The sequence below is a fragment of the Nocardia sp. NPDC055321 genome, assembly GCF_053645575.1.
Genome location: NZ_JBSHMS010000006.1, coordinates 1 through 19,503, shown reverse-complemented (window position 1 = coordinate 19,503; position 19,503 = coordinate 1). Strand labels below are relative to the sequence as shown.

Annotated in this window: 18 protein-coding genes; 9 read left to right on the top strand and 9 right to left on the bottom strand. The window is 67.4% G+C overall.

Features of this window, described 5'->3' with window-relative positions; translation table 11 throughout:
• The first annotated feature begins 17 nt into the window (after positions 1 to 17).
• The 9 genes from ACWIGI_RS11475 (at position 18) to ACWIGI_RS11435 (ending at position 7,738) form a co-directional block, all read left to right on the top strand.
• Complete coding sequence (locus tag ACWIGI_RS11475) at positions 18 to 497, top strand: SUKH-3 domain-containing protein (protein ID WP_454202292.1); 480 nt, start codon at positions 18 to 20, stop codon at positions 495 to 497.
• A complete protein-coding gene (locus ACWIGI_RS11470) occupies positions 475 to 879 on the top strand; it encodes a YwqJ-related putative deaminase (RefSeq protein WP_454202291.1) in 405 nt (134 codons plus the stop codon). The genes ACWIGI_RS11475 and ACWIGI_RS11470 overlap by 23 nt, the downstream gene beginning before the upstream one ends.
• A gap of 100 nt (positions 880 to 979) precedes the next feature.
• Complete coding sequence (locus ACWIGI_RS11465; RefSeq protein WP_454202290.1) at positions 980 to 2,557, top strand: SUKH-3 domain-containing protein; 1,578 nt, start codon at positions 980 to 982, stop codon at positions 2,555 to 2,557.
• Positions 2,558 to 2,571: 14 nt separating this feature from the next.
• On the top strand, positions 2,572 to 4,035 hold the full coding sequence (locus ACWIGI_RS11460; protein WP_454202289.1) for a zeta toxin family protein: 1,464 nt from the start codon (positions 2,572 to 2,574) through the stop codon (positions 4,033 to 4,035).
• A gap of 171 nt (positions 4,036 to 4,206) precedes the next feature.
• Complete coding sequence (locus ACWIGI_RS11455; protein WP_454202288.1) at positions 4,207 to 4,500, top strand: hypothetical protein; 294 nt, start codon at positions 4,207 to 4,209, stop codon at positions 4,498 to 4,500.
• Between the two features lie 50 nt (positions 4,501 to 4,550).
• On the top strand, positions 4,551 to 4,946 hold the full coding sequence (locus ACWIGI_RS11450; RefSeq protein WP_454202287.1) for a hypothetical protein: 396 nt from the start codon (positions 4,551 to 4,553) through the stop codon (positions 4,944 to 4,946).
• 150 nt (positions 4,947 to 5,096) lie between these two features.
• The gene (locus ACWIGI_RS11445) at positions 5,097 to 5,624 is read left to right on the top strand and encodes a hypothetical protein (protein ID WP_454202286.1); all 528 of its coding nucleotides are present in this window, start codon (positions 5,097 to 5,099) and stop codon (positions 5,622 to 5,624) included.
• 27 nt (positions 5,625 to 5,651) lie between these two features.
• A complete protein-coding gene (locus tag ACWIGI_RS11440) occupies positions 5,652 to 6,365 on the top strand; it encodes a hypothetical protein (RefSeq protein ID WP_454202285.1) in 714 nt (237 codons plus the stop codon).
• Complete coding sequence (locus ACWIGI_RS11435; protein WP_454202284.1) at positions 6,365 to 7,738, top strand: nucleoside hydrolase; 1,374 nt, start codon at positions 6,365 to 6,367, stop codon at positions 7,736 to 7,738. The genes ACWIGI_RS11440 and ACWIGI_RS11435 overlap by 1 nt, the downstream gene beginning before the upstream one ends.
• Positions 7,739 to 7,782: 44 nt before the next feature.
• Here the strand turns inward: ACWIGI_RS11435 and ACWIGI_RS11430 are convergent, their stop codons facing one another.
• The 9 genes from ACWIGI_RS11430 to ACWIGI_RS11390 form a co-directional block, all read right to left on the bottom strand.
• On the bottom strand, positions 7,783 to 9,777 hold the full coding sequence (locus ACWIGI_RS11430) for a serine/threonine-protein kinase (RefSeq protein WP_454202283.1): 1,995 nt from the start codon (positions 9,775 to 9,777) through the stop codon (positions 7,783 to 7,785).
• A 300-nt stretch (positions 9,778 to 10,077) separates the two neighbouring features.
• Positions 10,078 to 11,340, bottom strand: coding sequence for a hypothetical protein (locus tag ACWIGI_RS11425; protein ID WP_454202282.1), 1,263 nt, complete (start codon positions 11,338 to 11,340; stop codon positions 10,078 to 10,080).
• Positions 11,337 to 11,654, bottom strand: coding sequence for a type VII secretion target (locus ACWIGI_RS11420; RefSeq protein WP_454202281.1), 318 nt, complete (start codon positions 11,652 to 11,654; stop codon positions 11,337 to 11,339). Before ACWIGI_RS11420 ends, ACWIGI_RS11425 begins: the two co-directional genes overlap by 4 nt.
• A 165-nt stretch (positions 11,655 to 11,819) precedes the next feature.
• On the bottom strand, positions 11,820 to 12,161 hold the full coding sequence (locus ACWIGI_RS11415) for a hypothetical protein (RefSeq protein WP_454202280.1): 342 nt from the start codon (positions 12,159 to 12,161) through the stop codon (positions 11,820 to 11,822).
• A 22-nt stretch (positions 12,162 to 12,183) separates the two neighbouring features.
• Positions 12,184 to 12,966: an ESX secretion-associated protein EspG gene (locus ACWIGI_RS11410; protein WP_454202279.1), complete on the bottom strand. Its 783-nt coding sequence runs from the start codon at positions 12,964 to 12,966 to the stop codon at positions 12,184 to 12,186.
• A gap of 4 nt (positions 12,967 to 12,970) precedes the next feature.
• Positions 12,971 to 14,686, bottom strand: coding sequence for a hypothetical protein (locus ACWIGI_RS11405; RefSeq protein ID WP_454202278.1), 1,716 nt, complete (start codon positions 14,684 to 14,686; stop codon positions 12,971 to 12,973).
• A 55-nt stretch (positions 14,687 to 14,741) separates the two neighbouring features.
• Positions 14,742 to 16,262: a hypothetical protein gene (locus ACWIGI_RS11400; protein ID WP_454202277.1), complete on the bottom strand. Its 1,521-nt coding sequence runs from the start codon at positions 16,260 to 16,262 to the stop codon at positions 14,742 to 14,744.
• A gap of 69 nt (positions 16,263 to 16,331) precedes the next feature.
• Positions 16,332 to 16,613, bottom strand: a complete 282-nt coding sequence (locus ACWIGI_RS11395; protein ID WP_454202276.1) for a hypothetical protein — start codon at positions 16,611 to 16,613, stop codon at positions 16,332 to 16,334.
• A gap of 101 nt (positions 16,614 to 16,714) precedes the next feature.
• A complete protein-coding gene (locus ACWIGI_RS11390; protein ID WP_454202275.1) occupies positions 16,715 to 17,200 on the bottom strand; it encodes a hypothetical protein in 486 nt (161 codons plus the stop codon).
• Positions 17,201 to 19,503: the final 2,303 nt, after the last annotated feature.

The window sequence follows — 19,503 nt, the reverse complement described above, 5'->3', positions numbered from 1 at the left end:
GAACACAGAGGACAATCATGACGTTACGAGCCCAGGCCGGCGATGTGGATCGTTGGCTCCGAGACAGCGGCTGGTTTCCTACCCGCGACGTGGGGGCACGCGCAACAGAATTGATCCAGCTGGCCTGTGCCGATGCCGCGCGGCAGGGATCGCCACTGGAGGTCATCGATCCGGCCGTTCGTTTCGTGCACGCGTACGGTGATCTCGAGCTCCAGCTACCGCGAAAGTCCCCGCCGGGCGCCCTCGTACTGAAGCCAACCGGCGGATACGAAGGCGACGCAGACGATTTCGCCGAGTTGAGTATGAACCTCGGGAAGAAGCTGTTCCCAGTCGCGTATGAAACCTACGAGAGCGGTGTTTGGCTCGTCGACGAAGCGGGCAGATACTTCTACCTGCACTCAACAGGAGCATACTTTCTCGGCGAGACCGAGTACGAGGCTTTCGAAGCAGCCTTTACAGGCCGGATATTCGCGGATGCGGAGGACTACTTTGTCTGATTCACGACCCACGGTTGCGTCATCGATTCTTATTCATAATCACGTCTACAGCCAAACGAACGCTGTCGGAGCCAGCTCCCCCGATCTCCACCCTGCTATTCGCGAATTTCTGTCCGGCTTACCGAAATCCCAGCAGTTGCCACCACAGGGATTGTGCGCCGAAGCCGCACTTATCTCCGATCAACTATGGGGGCTCGAGTCAGAAGCTTCCGATAGCCCGCAGGTGACGCTTCAGGAATCCTGTCGGCACTTCGAAGGCGCCGTCATCATCTCGCGAAGAATCGCTTCGAACGGAGAAGGCGGGGAGGGAGACCCAGCCGAGCCATGTCCTGCCTGCCGCGCACTGATCGACGCGTTGGGAATCCGAGTGCTCAGCAGTTAGAGCCCGATGTCGATCATCGTGAGAAGTGCTGTAACAGACGTCAACCCGGCATGCAGCGGGGCGAGACCGGACTTTCGCGACCGGCTATGGGGAAGTAGCTATGTCTGATTTTACGGATGAGACCGAACGCGTCCTTCGGATGGCGGGATGGATGCCAGGACGTCAGGTCGACACAGCTGAATGGCGACGAGGAGTGGAAAACTGCGGCTTTCAGTGGGGCGACGCGGCCGATCGGTTTCTCGCGGAGTTCGGCGGCCTCACAGTCGAATTCAACGGACCGGGAATCACCGTCGCCCGTGAGCCATTCGATCTCGACCCGATGCTGGCCTATGGTGAGGCCGACCGGTTTGGTGAATGGGCCGACGTGGTCGGTGAATCGATCACACCGCTCGGTGAGCTCGACTCCGGCCGCTACCTCCTCGGAATATCGGAATCCGGGGTGCTCTACCTGGTTGCCGACTGGCTTGCCTCGTACGGCCGGGTTCCAGAGGCTATCGAATCTCTGATTCTCGGAAAAAAGCCCGTACCAGTGGACCAAAACGCTGCGTCACTACCCTTACCTAAGCTGAGCAACGGGGAGATCGCGTCGGGGAACCGGACGGTTCAGCACATTCCCATGAACTTCGAGGAGCACCGGGTGGACAGCAGCGCAGGCTCGACCGTGAACGACCGGGAGAAGGCGGGGTCACGGCTGCGTGACGCAGGTATCCGCGCCCTCGGCGTGCTGGCCGGGGCGGACGACGCCGGGCCGGGCGACGCCTCGATGAAGCGCGTCCTGGCCGACCTCGGCCGGGCGCTGGACGGGCTGGACCCGGTCGGCACGGACACTCAGCCCGTGCTCGACCCCGCGCGGCACAGTATGAGTGCGATCGACTACCGAGGTAGGCACGGTCGGCCGATCACGTTGCGGCAGCGGGCGCTCGATGTCAGGGCGTTGCTGGAGGCGGAGCGGGAGACGGTCGACGACCGGGTCGTCATCACATCCATGCGGGGACTGGTCATCGGGAACCTGCTGCGGGAGCTCGCGAGCAGGCTGGGCGCCGGCGAAGCGTTCGGGGCGGGCGAAGACGGCGCGGACCTGGCCATCGTCGCGCTGGACATCGCCGAATGGCTCAACGACATGCAGTCCGGATACCTCGAAAGCGAGTGGGCGGAAAGGACTCCCATGCCGCTGCCCACCACGGTCGATCCCGTTGCCGCGGAACAGCGGTTGCGGGCCGCGGCCGGGGATGTACTGGCCGCCTTCGGCGACACCGCCGGTGGCCCGCGTGCCCGCCTCGAGGCGCTGACGGCGCTGCACGCGGCCATCCGTGGTCCGATCCCCCAGCTGCGCAAGATCCCCGGCCGTATCCCCGGCGACGCTGCCTACCATCTGCTCTGGGCCTTGGAACCGGCGGCGATCCTGAAGGAACCCCCCACCACGCTGCTCGGGGAAGCTGAGCACGCACGCGACAGCCTCGCCGGAGACCGCGCGGTCACCGAGCGCCGGGACGGCGACTTCAACCTCGAATTCGGCGAACCGCGGGCGCTGGCCTGTGCGGCGCTGCTCGACGAGTTCTCCGCGCGCCTGCGTCCGGGCGCGGCATTCGGGCCGGGGCGGGACGGGATTCCGCTCGCGGCGATCGCCGACGAACTCGCCGAGTCCCTGCGTTCCCAGACCGTCCTCGGCTCGCGCTGATACCAGGAGTTGCCGTGTCATCACCCGTTCTGCCCACGAAAATCCTCGTCTTCGCCCAGGCGGAGGATTCCCGGGGCGGCGCGAGCGCTGCCGCGCGCCTGGCGCGCGCCCTCGACGAGCGTGGATTCGATATCGAGCTGACCGTTCGCGGTGTGGATCCGGCGGTGCGGGAGTCGGTTCGCCAGAGTCTGTCCACGCTGGCCCGGCGTGAGGTCACGGTCCTCCCGGCCACCGACGACCGGTTGGCGCTCATCGCCGACCTGCGCGCCACCGACCTCCTGATCATGCCGGGACAGACCGGCCGATTCGGCTTGCTGGGTCTGGAAGCTGTCATGCACGGCGTACCGGTCATCGCGCCCGCCGACAGCGGTATCGGCCTGTATCTCGCGGACCGGCAACAGGTCCCGTCCGAGCTGCGCCCGCCGCTGATCGCCGAGGAGTACGGGCAGCCGATCCCCGTCGAACGATGGGTCGAGCAGTTGGACTCGGTGCTGAGCGACCTGCCCGCGATTCAGGCCGATGCTCTGCGCCTGCAACAGCATGTACTGCAGCGCAACAAGACCTGGGACGGCGCTGCGGCCACACTCGCCGCGATCGCGCGGTACACCGATGCAGTCGAAGGGCTCATCGCCGGGCGCGCGCGGCAGCCGTTGACGGCACCGGTCGCTGCGCCCGGGGCGGACGCCTTCGATCCCGGCCTGTATTACGAAGCGGCCGTGGACATTCTCGGCAGCCTGATGGCCGCGTATGCGGCATCGGAATGGCTCGCCGAACACGGCGGCCCCCGCGATCTCGTGACGCCCGCCGCCCCGGTCGGTCCCCGCGGCGACTATCTGGGTGCCATCGCCCGGCTGAACCCCGCCGATCCGCAGGCGATTACCGAAGCGATTCGCGTGTACGGCGAACAGCTCGCCGCACTCGGGGCCACCACGGCCGTTAGACCGCGCACCGATCCCGAACGATTCCAGCTGGCCCGAGGCGACCACCAGTGGGTCTTCCTGACCAAGATCGCTCCGGAGCTGTACGGAAACCTCACCGCCGCAACCGATCCAACCGCGGTCATCGTCATCGGCCCCCCGGGTTCGGGCAAGACGACCGCGATCCAGTCGTTGCGCGAGGAACGACCGGACGCGGCCGTCATAGATCCCGAGTTGCTGTTCACCTACCACCCCCGGGCCTGGGATCTCACCGTCGCCGACGATCCGCGCGCCGGCGATATCGTTATGTGGGACGCGATGGGGTGGACGGCATTGGCGGTCGAGCACGCCGGCTCCGCCCGCGCGGACATCCTGCTCGAGCTGACGACCGAGAAACAGGCCACCGAATTCGCGCTGGCCCTGCGCGAGTGGGGATATCGGGTCGAGCTGCAGACGATGGCGGCGCCGGCCGCCCTGTCCACCCTGCACGCATCCCTGAGATTCCATTGCCGCCACGGGAATTGGCAGGTGCTGGGCACCGGACTTACGGCCGGAGGGTAGCGCGGAAGCGACAGCGCGGATGCCGCGACAGGGTCGTTTACGATCGAGAGAAGTTGAACCGGGGAGCGAAAGGGCTGATTCATGGTCGGGGGTTCGGGACCGGCGCCACGGCTGGCGCGAGTGTACGAGGGCAGGGACGCGAACGGGCGGCCGGTAGCCGATCGAGAAAGCGTGCCCCCGCGTCTGCTCGAGTCTGTGCTCGCCTACCTGGAGTCGGCGCCCGTGGTGCTGGCCGCGCGGAGCTTCGACACGGACGAATTCGCGCCCGGGGACCGAGACGTGCCGCTGAACTTCCGGACCGACGGCGTCTGGATCTGGGCCGGTTCCGTACCGCACTACCTGCGTAAACACGGTCTGCCACCGGAACCCGGGCTGGTGTCCCACATCGTGAACCGGAATTTCGAAGTGGGTACGGTCGACGACGCGACGACGAGCGCTGCAATTCGGGCCGTCACGGGTGGCTGACCTTCGCAGCACGACAAATCATGCCAACCAACGAGCAGTAGGAGATGCACATGACGTCGGAAGTGGTGCCGGATCAGGTGCGGGACACCTTTGCAACGACTTTGTCCACGGTGACGAGTCACGTCTCCGCGCTCCCGAATCCGCTGCCGCTGGGAGCCCGAATCGGGCTGGTCGCGCCAAGGGGCTCAGCGCGTGAGCGAATCTGTATCGGCACAGAGCGGGACGAGTCCGGCTACTTCCTCGATTTCTACAAAGAGGGCAACGACGGGGAAACCTCCTCACACTGCCGCGTTCGCGAGGACGGATCGATCACACGGCTGGAGAATCTGATCCTGGTGCAACGCCACTTCGATGACCCCGAACAGGCTCGGCAGGAGAAAGCACGCCTCGCTGAGCACAACAGGCAGGTCGTGGAGATTCTCCGTGCGAAAGGCCTGTACATGTGAGGGTCGGAGAAGACCGAGCACGCCCCGGCTCCGACCGGCATACGGGACGGCTGGCCCATGCCGCTGGATCGAAGACGAACAGCAGGCCATCCGGCTGTCGACCGTGATGTGAAATGCTGAAGCCTGTTCGAACAAGGAGGGTGAGCGAACATGCGGCACGGCTATCCCGACAGGGAAGAGCTCGAGGAGAGCTTCGAAGAGGTGCTGGCCGGGGTGCTCACCGGACGCGGCGTTCCGAGTGCGTCAGGGCTCGACGAGGACACCAAAAATGCCCTCCGGGCGATCTTCCGCGCGCACCCGGACATCACCGAAGAGCTGGTGGACAATGCCCGGCGCGCCTTCGCCGGCCAGCTGGACGGCAGCAATGCCGCGCGCCGGCGAGCTGAAATCGATCGCCGCCTCACCGAACGTGAAGAGCGGTCGAAGAATTCGCGCCAGACACCACCCGGCTGGGACCCTGAGGTATTCGCCCGCATCCGAGCCGAATCCGAGGCCGAGAACGCGGCACTGACGCCCGAAGAACGCGCGGAGCTCGACAAGCTGGCCTGGGACCAGCCGGACGACGGCGAGGAATTCGCCTCCGACAGCATCCGCGAGAAGATGCGCGACGTTCCCGGCTTCGACGAGAACATGAACCCCTTCCCTCTCACCAGGGAACCCGGCGACACCGGCCGCTGACCGTGCCGGTGACGAGAGGACCGAGAGTTGTTCCACGAGGATGAGCACTGCCACTTCTGTGGCCGATACGTGCTGGAGGTCGAGGGGTGGGCGGCATCGGTACAGCCGTATCACCGGGTGCTCGCCACCTGGGATGACGAGCGGGCATTTCTCAGCGGGGCGTACTACCACCTGGAATGTGTTCGGACCTTCGAACGCAGGACCGAGGTTCGACGGGCCTTCGCGGAGTGGCTGACCACCGATGACATGGTGGTGAGCATCAAAGGCCCCGACGGGCAGGTGCGGGAGTTCGATCGCGCGGGATTGGGATTCACCGAACGGATCGCCGAACTGCCCAGCGGGGAGATCTTCGAGAACCCGCGATTCGATCGATGGGTTTTCATCGAATACGCGGGGCCGTTCCACATTCTCGACGCGCGGAACGCGGAGACATTGAGCCGGGGCGGCCGGGTACGCGGCGACAACGGCGGCGGGAAGGCCGTGTTGCCTGCCGTGCCGCCCGCCCGGATAGCCAAATGGGGACTACCTGAACTGCTCGAATTCCTCGAGGTCACCGACCTCTACCGGGAGATGATCGACACGGCCGAGCCCGACTATCGGTACCTGAGCAGCGGCAAGAACGCCTTCGGTGTCGTGCTCGGGTACTCACTGTCCGCGCTGCTGCCCATCCCGGATGACGTGGTGGAGTTCTTTCGCCAATACATCCCGGAATACATTCCGAAGCGGCTGGAGGACGCCTGATGACAGCGCCCGAGAACCCCGCGGAACTCTCGACCAACGAGTTGCGGGACGCGCTCGTCGAACAGGCGCGCGTACTCGGATTGACCGGGACCGCAGCGCGTTTGGCTGCCAACCCCGATCTGCTGCCGCCTCCTTCGAGTATGCCGTTGATCATCGACACCGACATCGGCAGCGACCCCGACGACGCGGTGGCGCTGGCCGTCGCGGCGGGGCTGCCCGAACTCGCGCTGGTGGTGACCAGTGACGAGCGCGGTGGACGACGGGCACGGCTGGCACGGTATCTACTGGACCTGCTCGGGCGGCCGGAGGTTCCGGTTGTCGCCGGAATCGACCTCGGGAACGAGACGTATTGGTCGGCAAGGAGTCTGGTTCCGGAGTCGGTTCCAGAGCAGGACACCGATGTGATCGGCGCGGTGCGGCGGGTTCTCGACGGCATCGAGGGCAGAGTGCGGTGGCTCGGGATCGGGCCGATGTCGAATCTGGCCACCGTCGTCACCGAGATTCCGGAAGCGGTACCGCGCCTGGTGATTACCCAGATGGGCGGCGGACTCGAACACGGCGAGCGTGCCGAGCACAACATCCGCCTCGATGTGCCGGCGGCGCGTACCGTGCTGGCGGCCGAGCCTCGAATGTGGATCGTCCCGGCCGATGTGACATTCCACCCCGAAAACGAAATCACCACGGAATCACCGGAATACAAGCTGATGTTCCGCTCGGGCGGACCCTGGGCGTTGATCTGCGAGCACATGGTCAACTGGTTCATCACCTGTCATCCCGGCACCATGCAGCACGACGCCCTCGCCCTGTCCCAGGCCATGATGTTGCCGTTCACGCGGTTCACGCGCAAAGGTGTGACGCTGGACGACGCCGGGCGGATGACGAGCGGCGATCATCAGGTCATGCTGGTCCACCGGGCGAACTACGCGGCGTTCCGCAGATGGTTGCTGAAGCGGTTGACCGCTGGGATCCGCGCGGGAGCGGATCCGCAGAAGGTGCTGAAACCTGTCGGGATCTACCGTGAGATGTACGACGGCGACCGGGACGACCTACCGGCGCTGCGCGATGCACTGACCGCAGAGGCCATTGAGGACCGCGAACTCGTGGCGCGCTACATGGATTCGGCACTTCGGATAACCGAGGGTGTAGACCCATCCCCCGACCTCATCGACGGCGTCAACTCCATTGCCTCGGGCCGGACCCTGGCCACCGACGGCGAATGGGTATGGCGCGTCGACACGGTGCACTACCTGCGCGATTACCCGCTGGAGCTACCGATCGAGTTCCTGCAGCATGTACGGTCACGCGATTACGTCATGGCTCCGTTCTCGGTCGAGTACGTCTACGCGGACATCGCGACGGAGGCCTACTTCTGAACTGCCATGGGAGAACTCGATAAACCTGCCACCCCTGGCTAGGGCTAGCGCTCGTAGGCTCTCGCCCGTGTCAAAGATCCCGCGAACACCGCCGCTAGCGCGAGCACCGTCGCGGCGGTCAGCAGCCACTCGCCGAGCACGAACACCTCGGTGAACTGCCAGCTGCCGACCAGTTCGGAGGAGGCTTCCAGGACGGCGGTGGCGGTTACGCCGAGCAGTGTGCCGGTCGACAGGAGCGTGCAGTGGCGGCGAGCGGGGCCGGCGGGGGTGAGCAGGAGAAGGATCGCCAGGGCCGCGGCGGGGAGAGCGGTGAGGAGGAGGGCTATGTCGGGGCTTTGGAAGGTCGCGTCGGGGTCTACGCCGAAGTAGGCGAAGTAGCCTGCATCGCCGCGATTCGCTCGGCCGAGGAAGGGCGTGACGAGCGCCAACAGTGCTGCGGACGCGAGCAATACGCCGGTCAGGCGGTCGGTGCGCGCCGGTTTTGGCGCGTCCTCTAGAGGGGTGGACATTGCCGCATCTGCCAAAGAAGAGGCAAGGGCAGCCAAGGAGGTCGTGGCCGCGCCGATCAGGAACCAGCCGCCTGTACCGAGGACGAAGTCGGTGTAGGCCGGGGACTGGTACTCGAACAGGTCCAGGATCGCGGCCAGGTTCACCCCGAAGCTCAGACCGGCGGCCAGGGCGCCTATCGACCGTGCCCGGGAAGCGTTGCGGAGCAGCAGGATTCCAGCTGTGGTCGCCAGGACTATCGAAACGGCGAACGCGACGCCCAGCAGGTGGGCTGTCGAACCGGTGCGGCCGGCCATGCTCTCGGTCTCGACCTGCCAGGCGTACCAGCGCTGGAGGCCGAGGGGATTGAGCCAGACGCTGACGATGGGCAGGAGCGACGCGCCCAGGCCGAGTAGGGCACCCGCGAGCAGGAGGCCGCCGGTTACCCGGCCGAGGATCGAGGCGGACGGCGATGCAGGGGGTGCGGCGGGACGATCCGAGGTCGGTGTGCGCGGCCCTTGGGAAACAGGCTGCGGTACAGCGCCCCTGGGTGCGACGGAAGCGCCACCGGCCGCTGCGGGGTTGCGACCGGCGAAAGACTCGCCGGCGGCAGCAACTCGCTGGGGATGTGCGGCATCCACTTGTTCGGCCGTGCGCCCCAGAGGAGCTTCCCCGCCCGGGCTCGAAAGGCCATCCCGGGCCGGTGCGGGGAGCCCACCTGACAGTGCCTCGGCTGCCGCGGCCGCAAACTGTGTGCAAGTCGGATAGCGATCCTCACGGCGCTTGGCGGTCGCGCGGGCGAGGACACGATCGAGTTGCGGGGGTAGATCGCGGCGAAAGACGCTGAGCCGGGGTAGATCCCGGTTCAGGTGGCCGGCGGCTATCTCGCCCGGATTCTCGGACACGAAGGGCGGGCGCCCGGTCAGCAGATTGAAGAGTGTGCAGCCCAGGGCGTATTGGTCGGCGCGGTGGTCGACCGGCGCTCCCGTCAGTTGTTCCGGGGACGCGAACGCCATTGTGGCGGCGAAGGTTCCGGTCGCGGTCAGCTGCAGGTTCGAATCGATCATGCGGGCGATGCCGAAATCGGTCAAGACGGCGTGTTCCGCGTTATCGGGACCCGACGCAGAGAGCAGGATGTTCGCGGGCTTCACATCACGGTGCAGCACACCGCGACTGTGCGCGAAGTCCAGCGCGGCGGCCGTCTCGGTGATGATCCGCACGGCACGCTGCGGGGAAACCTCCTGCGGCATCAGCTGTGCGGCGTCGGTGCCGCGAACGTACTGCATCGCTATCCACAGCTGTCCCTCGTGGACGCCGCGATCGTGCAGGCCGACAATTCCCGGATGACTCAGCCGGGCAATGGCATTGGCCTCCTGCTCGAACCTCGAGCGCAGCTTGGGATCCGAAGACACCTCACTGGCCAGCAGTTTCAGTGCCACCTGCCCCGGCATACGCGGATGTCTCGCCAGAAAAACCGTTCCCATACCCCCGCGGCCCAGCACGCCATCCAGCGTGAATTCCGCGAACGACTGACCCACCCCGAGCTTAACCATTTGGGCTCCCCTCCCAACAATCCCTACCAGGTCAGGAGCATACCCAGGTCCGGTCGATCGTTCCTGCCCGGCCGACACGGCGGGACACCTCGATGCCGACGGGCAACGGCCGAACCAACCGTGTTCATAAGCCAGTCAGCCACAGAGGGATTCGATTCGGCTCTGGCCGTGCACCGCAACCCGTAGTCATCGGCTCGGCAAGAACCGAGAACGAGTCAGCGTTTTTCCCAACCGTGAGCCTCGCCCCGTGGACATCGCAGCATGCTCCGGTCCGAGCGCACCGGCCGAGTACACGCGCGATCAGGATTGAACAGCGCGCGTGCTCGTCGTCCCCGCCGCGCCGACCACCGGGACACCGGTGTTGCCCAGCTCGCCCACGACGTCGTCGCCGTGCTCGCTGGTGACCATCTGCGTGCGGACGTCGTCGCCCTCGGACTCGTCGAGACCGGCCCTGCCGCCCATCCCCGCACCCATCATGCCCATCGGCGGCATCATGCCCGTGCCGCCCGTGGCGGCAACCCGCGCGGCGGCGGGGGCGTCGGCGGCGACGCCGGGTGCGACGGGCCCTGCCGCGGCGGTGCGCGGGGTCATGGACTGCTGTGCCACCGGTGCGGATGCACCGACGAGACCGCCCACGGGCATCGCGCCACCGCCTCCGCCGAGACCCGCCGCGCTGTCGATCGGGTCGGCGACCGGCGCGATCTCCTCGGTCACCTCGACCGGCTGCGCGATGTCCTGCAGTTTCTGCACGGTTTCCGCACCCGTGGTCGCCACGCTCGCCAGCGGCGAGATGAGGCTGAGCAACTGGGTGACCTGAGACAGCGCATCCACGCCGCCGGGGGCCTCGGTGACCTTCACCTTCTCCCCCGCGGTCGTCATCTGCGCGCTCTGCACGGTCAACTCGGCCTTGGTCTTGGCGACCACCGCGGACGCTTCGGCGGCGGTCTCGGTCGCCATGGACAGCAGGAACACCTGTCCGGGCGGTGTCACCAGGAAGGGGGCCGAGGCGGTGACCGCGGCGAGAAACTTCGCGATGATGGCCGAGATACTGGCCGCACCGGTCGCCACCGTCGTCGAGGCGTTCACCAGGATCGCCTTCTGCTGCACGTTCTGACCCTGCAGCTGGGTGGTATTCACCTGCGCGGCAGCGGCTTTGTCGGTCGCACCGGTGGCGCCGGAGCCCTGCCAGGAACTCGCGAGCTGCGCGACCGAGGAGGCGAGCGACATGGCCGTCTCCAGCGCGCTGGAGATGCCGTCGAGCACCGCGGTGGGATCGACGTTCAGGCCCTGGCCGAGCTGGCCGGTGCCGAAGGACGCCGCCAGATCCGTGAGCGGGCGGGTGAGCACCGACAGGTCGAGCGTGGGCAGCGGCGGCAGCTCGAAAGCTATCGGGGCAGCGGGCAATTGCGGCAGATTCGGCAGGCCCATCCCGGTGAGGATGTCGTTGATCGGGCGATCCAGGCCCGCACCGAGCGCGGTTCCGGACAGCACGTCCGCCTGCGCCCCGGCCATCGCGCCGGGCGCACCGGACTCCACCGAACCCGAGGCCGCCGGCGTGGTCATAGGTCGTGCGACAGCGAGAGGAAGTCGACGCTGGAGTGATCCTCGACCGACTCGTAGGAGGCCGCGGCCTCGTGCGCGGTCACCGCGGTGCCGGCGAAGACGGCGGCGAGTTCGGCGGTCGCGGCGTAGTGATTGCCCTGTGCGCCTACGAAACTCAGCAGGAAGTCCTGGCCGATCAGGCCGAACACGGGGATCACCGAGGCGAGCAGGGCGGCCTGGTCAACGGTGGCCGCACCGGCGACAGCCGAGGCCATGGCGGCCGAGGCGTCCCCGTAACCGCGAATCGCGTCGGGCGTGGCAACGAGGTTGGTCATAGGTCCCCCATCAGGAAGATCAATTCGATATGAACTATACAGAGCGGGGATTCGCCCGGCATAGCGAGCAATGCCCCAATTCCTGGGGTCGCAGGTGAACATTCGGTGCCGATACGACGTCTACCTGCACTCGTATGGCATTGCGGTACAGGTGTTTTGATTTCGTCAAATCGGTCGCAGCCAGCTGTCCGGCTCGGTGTCGTACTCCTGCTCCTCGACGTATTCCTGGCGGGTCACCTCCTCGACGGTGGGCAGGCCGGACAGCGCCAGCATCTCCGGAGCGAGACCGGCGGCCTGCAATTGCGCGCGGCGTTCGATCCCCGCGCGGGCTGCTGACTGGGCGCACAGGCGCAGGATCTCACCGGCCAATTGATCGGGGTCGCCGCGCAATTGGTCGCGGTCGACCTCGAGGCCGACCGGCAGGCCCTGTTCGGTGGTCGTCACCACGACCGCGCCCGTGCGCGAGGACATGCTGAAGTGCGTCGGGAACATGTCGAAGGACGTCATCGAAGGGCCTCCCGTGCTGCGATCATTCATCGGCCATGGCCAGGTCGACTTCGGCGATAAGGGTTTCCAGGGTCGTGATCATCCGCCGCCTGTCGGCCGGTGCGGCGACGGACGGATAGCCGGTCACGACGTAGCGGCCGTCGTCGACGACATCACGCCATTCGAGCTGATGCCGGGTGATGCCGCGCGGGCCGAAGCGCGAATGTCCCTGCACCACATCTACGGTGCCGCGGCCGGTGGCGGGGGCCGCGAGGAACTCCGCGGCCCGGTCGATCACCGTGCCCTCCAGGGTTTCGTGCGCCGGGGACATGCCGAAGGCGTAGTCGAACTGTTCGACGTGCTCGGGCTCGGCGAGCACGATGTCACGACCGCGAGCCGCCGCGGTGTCCGGCAGCGTCGCGATCAGTTCGCCGGCCAGCCGTGTGGCCGGGAACTCGGCGGCAGTGAATCCATTACTGTGCCGGTAGGTTTCGCCGGGCAGCTGGGTGAGCAGGTATCCCAGTTCGCCGAATCGAACGCCCAGTGCGCGCACACTGCCCGCACCGGACTCGATATCGCGCGGATCCCAGCCGTGGACCTGCACCAGCAGGTCCGGGTTGCGCAGCGCGTATGCCAGGTCGGGGAGGTCTTCGAGTTCGGATTCGCGGTGGCGCAGTGACTCTCGGGCCCGCGCCAGGTTCTCCAGGTGGTCGTCCCACCACTCGGTGCGACTGGTGAACATGAGCGGCGCGGGCAGGAATTCCTCGCCGAGGTCCGCCCACCAGGCCACGAACTCGAGGTCGGTGAAGGTCCAGGTTCGATCCATCGAGTCAGCCCTCGACCACCGGCTTGGCCACGATCGGCGGTGCACCGATGGCGTTTTCGAGGTGCTCGGAGTTGTCCAGGTAGTCGGGTCGCTTGTGGTCCTTGCCCTGGCCGCCCGCGCCCTGGGCACCGCCCATACCGCCCATCGGCATGCCGCCCATAGGCATCGCGCCGCCGGCGATTCCGGCTCGCACCGAGCTGGACGTCGTCTCCGCGTTGGGGGCCGCCACGGCGGCGCGTGGGAACAGCTTGGTCTGCGCGGGATCTCGCGCCGGAGTGGTGGCGGGTCCGCCGCCACCGCCGCCACCTCCACCGCCGCCACCACCCTTGAGGTCATTCAGCAGCGTATTGAGGCCGGGCAGACCCGCGAGCGTGGCGGGATCCTGGGTGGTCTCCTGGCCGGTGAGCGACTCCAAGCCCTTGGTGCCCTCTTCCAGCGCACTCGTCAACTGCGACAACCCATCCTGGCTTGAGGAGCCGCTCTGATCGCCCGATCCGTTCTGGCCGCCATTGTTGGTGGGGTCGCCGTTCTGGTTGGGGTTCTGCTGGTTCGGGTTCTGCTGATTCGGATCCTGGTAGCCCGGAGGCTGGTTCGAATTCGGGTTGTTGCTGTCGGGATTCTTGGTATCCGGGTTCTTGCTGTCCGGCCACGTGGTCGTGGCGTTGCTGAGGACGTTCTGTGTCTTGGGCCTCGGGCCGGTGGTGGTCGTGGTCGGGCCGGTCAGGCCTGGCGACTCAGAGTCTGGGAAGGCGAGTTTGGGTATCGCGGTACTCGCCTTGGCCATCCCCGGGAAGTACCAGTTGGTGAATCCCGCGATGGCGGTGTTGATCTGGTTCCGCTCTCTGTTGGTGTTGACATCGTCGGAGTAGTACTTCTCGGGCATGGCGTTCCTCGTGTTCTGCAGCCAGCCCGAGATAAAGATGAGGTTGTTGCCCATGAGCCGTAGGTCGGCGGTGAGATCCGCGGCCTGCTTCTCGAAGCGGTCTCCGGCGCGGATGGCGCCGTCGATGCCCTGGCCCTTCCACTTATTGTTCTTCTCGAGCGCCTGCAGCTGCGTGTTCAGCTTCTGGAAATCCTGATCTATGGACTCGGCCATCCATTTCCAGTCACTCGCGCGGTCGGCCACGGTCTGGGCGTTGATGCCGTTGCGTACGTTCACGAACCACGTGACGCTCCTACTTCCGACGTCTTCCACGCCGATCGCGTCCGTGTAGTGAACGTTGTCGCCCTTGGCGATCTTCTTGACCGGGTCGAAACCGTTCTTGCTGTTGTCGACCACCAGATTCGCGTTGGACTCCTGCCATTGGGGAATCTCGGTCTTGCCGTTGAGAACGATCGGCGGGGCGTCGTCGCGTTTCGCAGCTTCGGTTTGCAGGGCCCGAAAATGGGCGACGGACTCTTCCTTCTGGGCGTCGTACAGTTGGCCGGCGGTTACCAGGGTGTCGCCCATCGCGTTGACCAATGCGATGTACCTGCTCAAAACGTCCGTCAGGCGTCCGCCCTGGGTGTCGAAGCGACCGGCGAGCTTGGTCGCGGAGACGAGATGATCGTTGTCGCTGAAACCCTTGTGCGAAGCCACCAGCGCGGAAACCAGGCCCCGCATGCGTTCGAGCGAGTAGACGCAGTCCGCTGCGGCGTTGGCCGCCGTCTTGGCCGCGTCGTCGTCCAGTGTCAGGCCGCCCTGGTGCGCCCGCTTGGAAAGATCGTCCCACTCGCCCACGTCTTCAGCTCCTCACTCACCAACGCCTTAAGATAGGTCCCCGGCGGCGAGACCTCTACTCCACTACGCCTGCGAGTAAGAGCTGGTAATTCGCTGAATCCAGATCCGCTGCGGCGCCGAATGTCTCGATGAGCAGCTCGCGTGTGACGCGGCCCTGTTCCGCTGCTGCGACCAAAGCCGCTGCGGCAGCGCGCTGTTCGGCGGACGGGTCGTCCGCGAGCAGACCGCTGACCACGCTGGCGGTGCTGTCGGCGGTCCAGATACCCGGTACGGCGGCGGCGAGTTCCCTTGCCGCGGGGGACTCTCCGCGATACCAGCCGTCCTTCTCCCACCAGTAGCAGAACGAGAGCAGGCCAGCGCCGGCACGAGTGTTCAAGACCGGGTTGGCAACCCACTCCGGGGCGCCGTCGTACAGACGCGGAAGCGCGGAGTGGCCGTTGTAGGCGGCACGCAATTGCGGTGCGTCCCATACGCCGCCGGAGAGCACGGCCCGGCCGCCCGGGAGTTGATAGAGCGAAGCCCCGGACCGGCGGGAGCCCTCGAACCAGGCGAAGGAGGGCAGCACGCGGGGGCCGCGCTCGGAGCCGACTGCGACGAACGCGGCCGCGATGACCGCCCAGCGGGCCCACAGCAGAGGGAAGTCGGGGAAGTCGTCCCGCGAGCGAATCGGTCGCGCGCCGGTCGTGGCGTCCACGCGTGCCATCTCGGCGGCGTCGCGCGGCGGGCGCGACTGGCGGTTGCCGTGGCGCAGGTAGGCGGCCAGCCAGGTCGGCAGCTCGGCGCGGGGGTAGACCTCGAGATCGGCCAGATAGGCCTGGGGCGCGAACAGTTGGTCGTCCGGGAACGGCTCGTCGCCGTAGTCGTGGTCGACGGTGAGCTCACCGGCAGCGGTGAGTACCAACTCCAGACGCCACCAGGGATCACCGAGCTGGGCTGCCAGTCCGCGATGGGACTCGACCATCGCCAGGGCCTGGGGCGAGGGCAGGATCTGCGCCTGGCGCTGCTGGGTGTCGGCGAAGACGACCTTGGACACCTGGCCGGTCACGGTGACCGCGAAGGCGGCGGTGAGGGTATCCCAGCCGGTCGGGGCCTCGGCGATGAGTTCCTGCGCGATGCGGTGCGCGAGTCTGCGGGCGCGTTCGGTGAGGTCGGGTTCCGGCTCGGGTTCCGGTGGGGTGAGGCTGAAGCCGATGTCGGGGGCGGGATCGGTGGTGGCGCCGGCGAGTTCGGGATCCGAGTTCGGAGATTCTGGTGCGGCGTCCACTCGGAGGTGTGCCGGCGGATCGGATTCGGCTGGGGAGAGCGGTGATTCGGGTGCGGAAGGGATTTCGGACTCCGGCGTCATGTGCGCGGACGGCACGTGCTGCTCGGCGGACGAGTCCGATACGGGAGCGGAGAAGCCCTGATCCGGATCCGAGGATCTACCGGGATCCGTTGCGGCATCGTGCTCGGCGAGGTTCGCACCCGCGGGTTCGGCGGGGTTCACCGAATCGCGGAACTCGGTGAACTCCGGTGCGGGTTCGGTGGACTGCTGTCGCATCGCGTGGGCTTCGGCGGATTCGTAGGACATCGTCACGTAGTCGTCTCCTGGGCGGCGGTCACGTCGAGACTGCTTGGCATCCCGAGTTGCTGGAACGCGCGGCGGTCAGCGCTTGTTGCGGGCCGCGCGCTCGGCCAATTTGCGATCGAACTCCGCGCGGCGGGCGACGGCGTTGCTGCCGTCCAACTGACCGGCGAACGCCGCGCGGGCGGCGGCGACGAGTTCGGGCGCGACATTCGGCGCGGCCTTGGCGATGGCCCAGAGCGCGTTCTCGGTCTGCTCGTCGAGGCCGGTCTCGGTGCGCACTCCGCGCCCGGACGACACGTCCGCGAGAACGGCGTCGAAGTTCCGCCGCAACTGCTCCTCGCTGGGGCGGCCACTGCGCACGTTCGTCTCCTTTGCTGTCGAATCAACTGTCAGCATCACATATCCGAGCCGACCGTGTGGTTGCCGGAACACCAATAACCGGCCAACTCAGGTCGAGCGAATCATCCGAAAATCCCCGCTCTACGGGCCGGATCAGCGAGGACGTCCCTGATCAGGAGGCCGAGGTCGGCGTCGGCGGGCAGCGGGGCGTACTTCAGGTCACACACCGGATTTCCGGCCGCGAGCACCAGCAGCCGATGGAAGCCCTGGCCGCGTTCCCACACGGCCTCGCAGCCCACGCGGTCCAGGGCGACGGCCTGATCGGCGACGCGCAGCATCAGGCCCGCCTGGGGGTCGCGGTAGAACAGGACCTGCATACCGGACAGGTCCGCGTACAGTCCGGCGACCGCGCTGACCGCACCGGCGACGCCGCGCAGCGCGCCGGTGCCCGGGTCGAGGACGGCGAACTCGCCGAACCCGGCGTGCGCGCGCAGCAGGAGTTCGCCGTTGCCGGCGCTCGGTGCGGACGCGCGCGGGAAGCGTTGTGCCGCACGGGCGGGAGCGGAGGCGGGGGCCGGGGGCTGGCCCATCATCGGGGGGCCGCCCATGGGCATGCCTGCGGCCGGCTGGGATTGGGTGGGGGCCGGGCCCCCTGTTCCGCCGGGTGCGTAATCGGATGGCGAACTCTGTTGTGAGACAGGTCGTTCGACCGTGTCCGTGCCGTCTCCGGTGGACCCCGGGTATCCACCGAAGGGCCGCGCGGAATCTCCTGGAGCCTGCCCGTTCGGGCTCTGCGGACCGTCGAACCCTCCGGGCGGCTGACTGGCCGGTGCGCCGTAGTGAGGCTGCGTGGCGTCGAGTCCACCGGGCGCCTGGACGTTCGGGTCCCCGAATTGCGACCAATCGGTGTCGAGGCTGCCGCGTGCCACGTTGCCCGGGCTCGGCGACTGCCCGTTCGAGTCCGCGCCGCCGGGAGTTTGCGGCCACACGTCCTGCTGCTGGAAGCCGGACCCACCCGGCTGGTTACCCCAGCCCGACTGCGTTAGTCCGGGGATCTGCTCCGGAATGTAGGGCGGCCCGTCCGGCTGCGGAATGGCAGGGAACTCGCCCGAAGCGTAGGACGGCTGGCCGGGCTGCGGTATCGCCGGGAAGGATCCTGGCTGCCCGGACTGCGATCCCGGAAGGCCGGGGAGTTGCGGAATTCGACCCGACTCGGCTCCGGGAGCGTTCGGGAACTCGCCCGGCGGCACTGGCAACCGATCTGGCTGAGCGCCAGGAATATTTGGGAATTCGCCGGGGACGTGCGGCGGCTGTTGAGGCTGCGGGATGGAGGGGAACCCACCCGGGAACTGCGGCGGCTGGCCGGGCTGGGCACCCGGGATGCTCGGGAACCCACCGGGGAACTGCGGCGGCTGCTGGGGCTGCGGTACGCCGGGGATTTCACCTGGAACGTATGGCGGGCGCTCCGGCTGCGGGGTGCCCGGGACCTGGTCCGGGACATAGGGCGGGCGTTGGGGTTGGGGTTGCGACGGAGGGTCGCCGGGCACCTGGTCAGGAACGTACGGCGGCTTCTGTGGCTGTGGCTGTGGCTGTGGCTGTGGCTGCGGCTGCGGCTGCGGCTGCGGCTGCGGCTGCGGCTGCGGCTGCGGCTGCGGCTGCGGCTGCGGAGGATTGTGCGCCGAGTCCTCCGGTGGGAGGGTCCAGGGGTAGGGCTCGCGCGAGGGTTCCGGGGTGTATTCCGGGAATTCGAACTCTTCCTCGTCGTGCGGTACGCGCGGCAGATGCGAGCGCCAGTTCGAACGATCCGGCCGGCCGCGACCGGGGTCGGTGTCACTTCGATCGCCGGGATCTCTGTCTCCACCGTCGACCGAGTTCGCCTCGGCATCATCATCGGAGGTCGGCTCGCCCTCATCTTCGGACCGCGCCGACCGATCGCCGGCTGCGTCGCCACCGGTTCGATCGGGACTGCCCGAGCCGACATCGGGGGCATCGACGCCGGGAGCACCCGAATCCTCACCGATATCGTCGGTTCCGGACACAGCCGAGTTGTCTTCAGCCTCGGCCGGTTCGACGGCGGGATGCTCCGATTCGACCGGTGAGGCGGTCCTGTCAGCGGCACGCTCCCCCGGCGTCTCGGAACCATCCGACTCGCGCGAATCGCGGCCTGAAGCGGCTGAATCGTCGCCCGCCGCTGCATCGGCGGTTCCCGAAACAGCCTGTCCTTCAACGACCTCGGCAGGACCGACTTCGGGTGCAACAGGAGCGGGAGGCTGCGGCCGGGATTCATCCGGCACCATTGGTGACTGCCCCGGGTTCGCCGACTCGGGTGGCGTCGAGGGGGCCTCGGGGGCCGGAGTCTCCGCGGTGAGGTCCGGAGAATCGGTCGATTCCAACTCGGTCCGCGTGGTGGAAGCGATGTCCCGCACCGCCGGTTCGGCCGCAGAGTTCTCGTGCCGCACCGCGGGTTCGGGAGCTGGAGATTCGGCCACCGGGGCCGGGGCGGCAGGCGGTCGCGAGGACTCCGGATCGACGAATTGGGGCTGCGTCCTCGAATCATCGGACCCCGCAGCCTGTTCGAGCTCGACAGCCTCGCTGGAGGTGGTCGCCGGGTCCGTGGAGGATGCTGGTTCAGCGGCCGATCGCCCGGCCGAACTCTCCGGAGCCGTTGCGGGGGCTGGCTGTTCGAGCTGCGCGGGCGCGGCGCTGCCCGGTGCGGGTGGGGGCTCCACCGGCATCGGCGGATACGGCGGGCGGGGCGGTTCCGACGGCATCGGCGGATAAGCCGGACGCGGGGGCTCGGACGGCATCGGCGGGTAAGCCGGACGCGGGGGCTCCGACGGCATCGGCGGATAAGCCGGACGCGGGGGCTCCGACGGCATCGGCGGATAAGCCGGACGCGGCGGTTCCGACG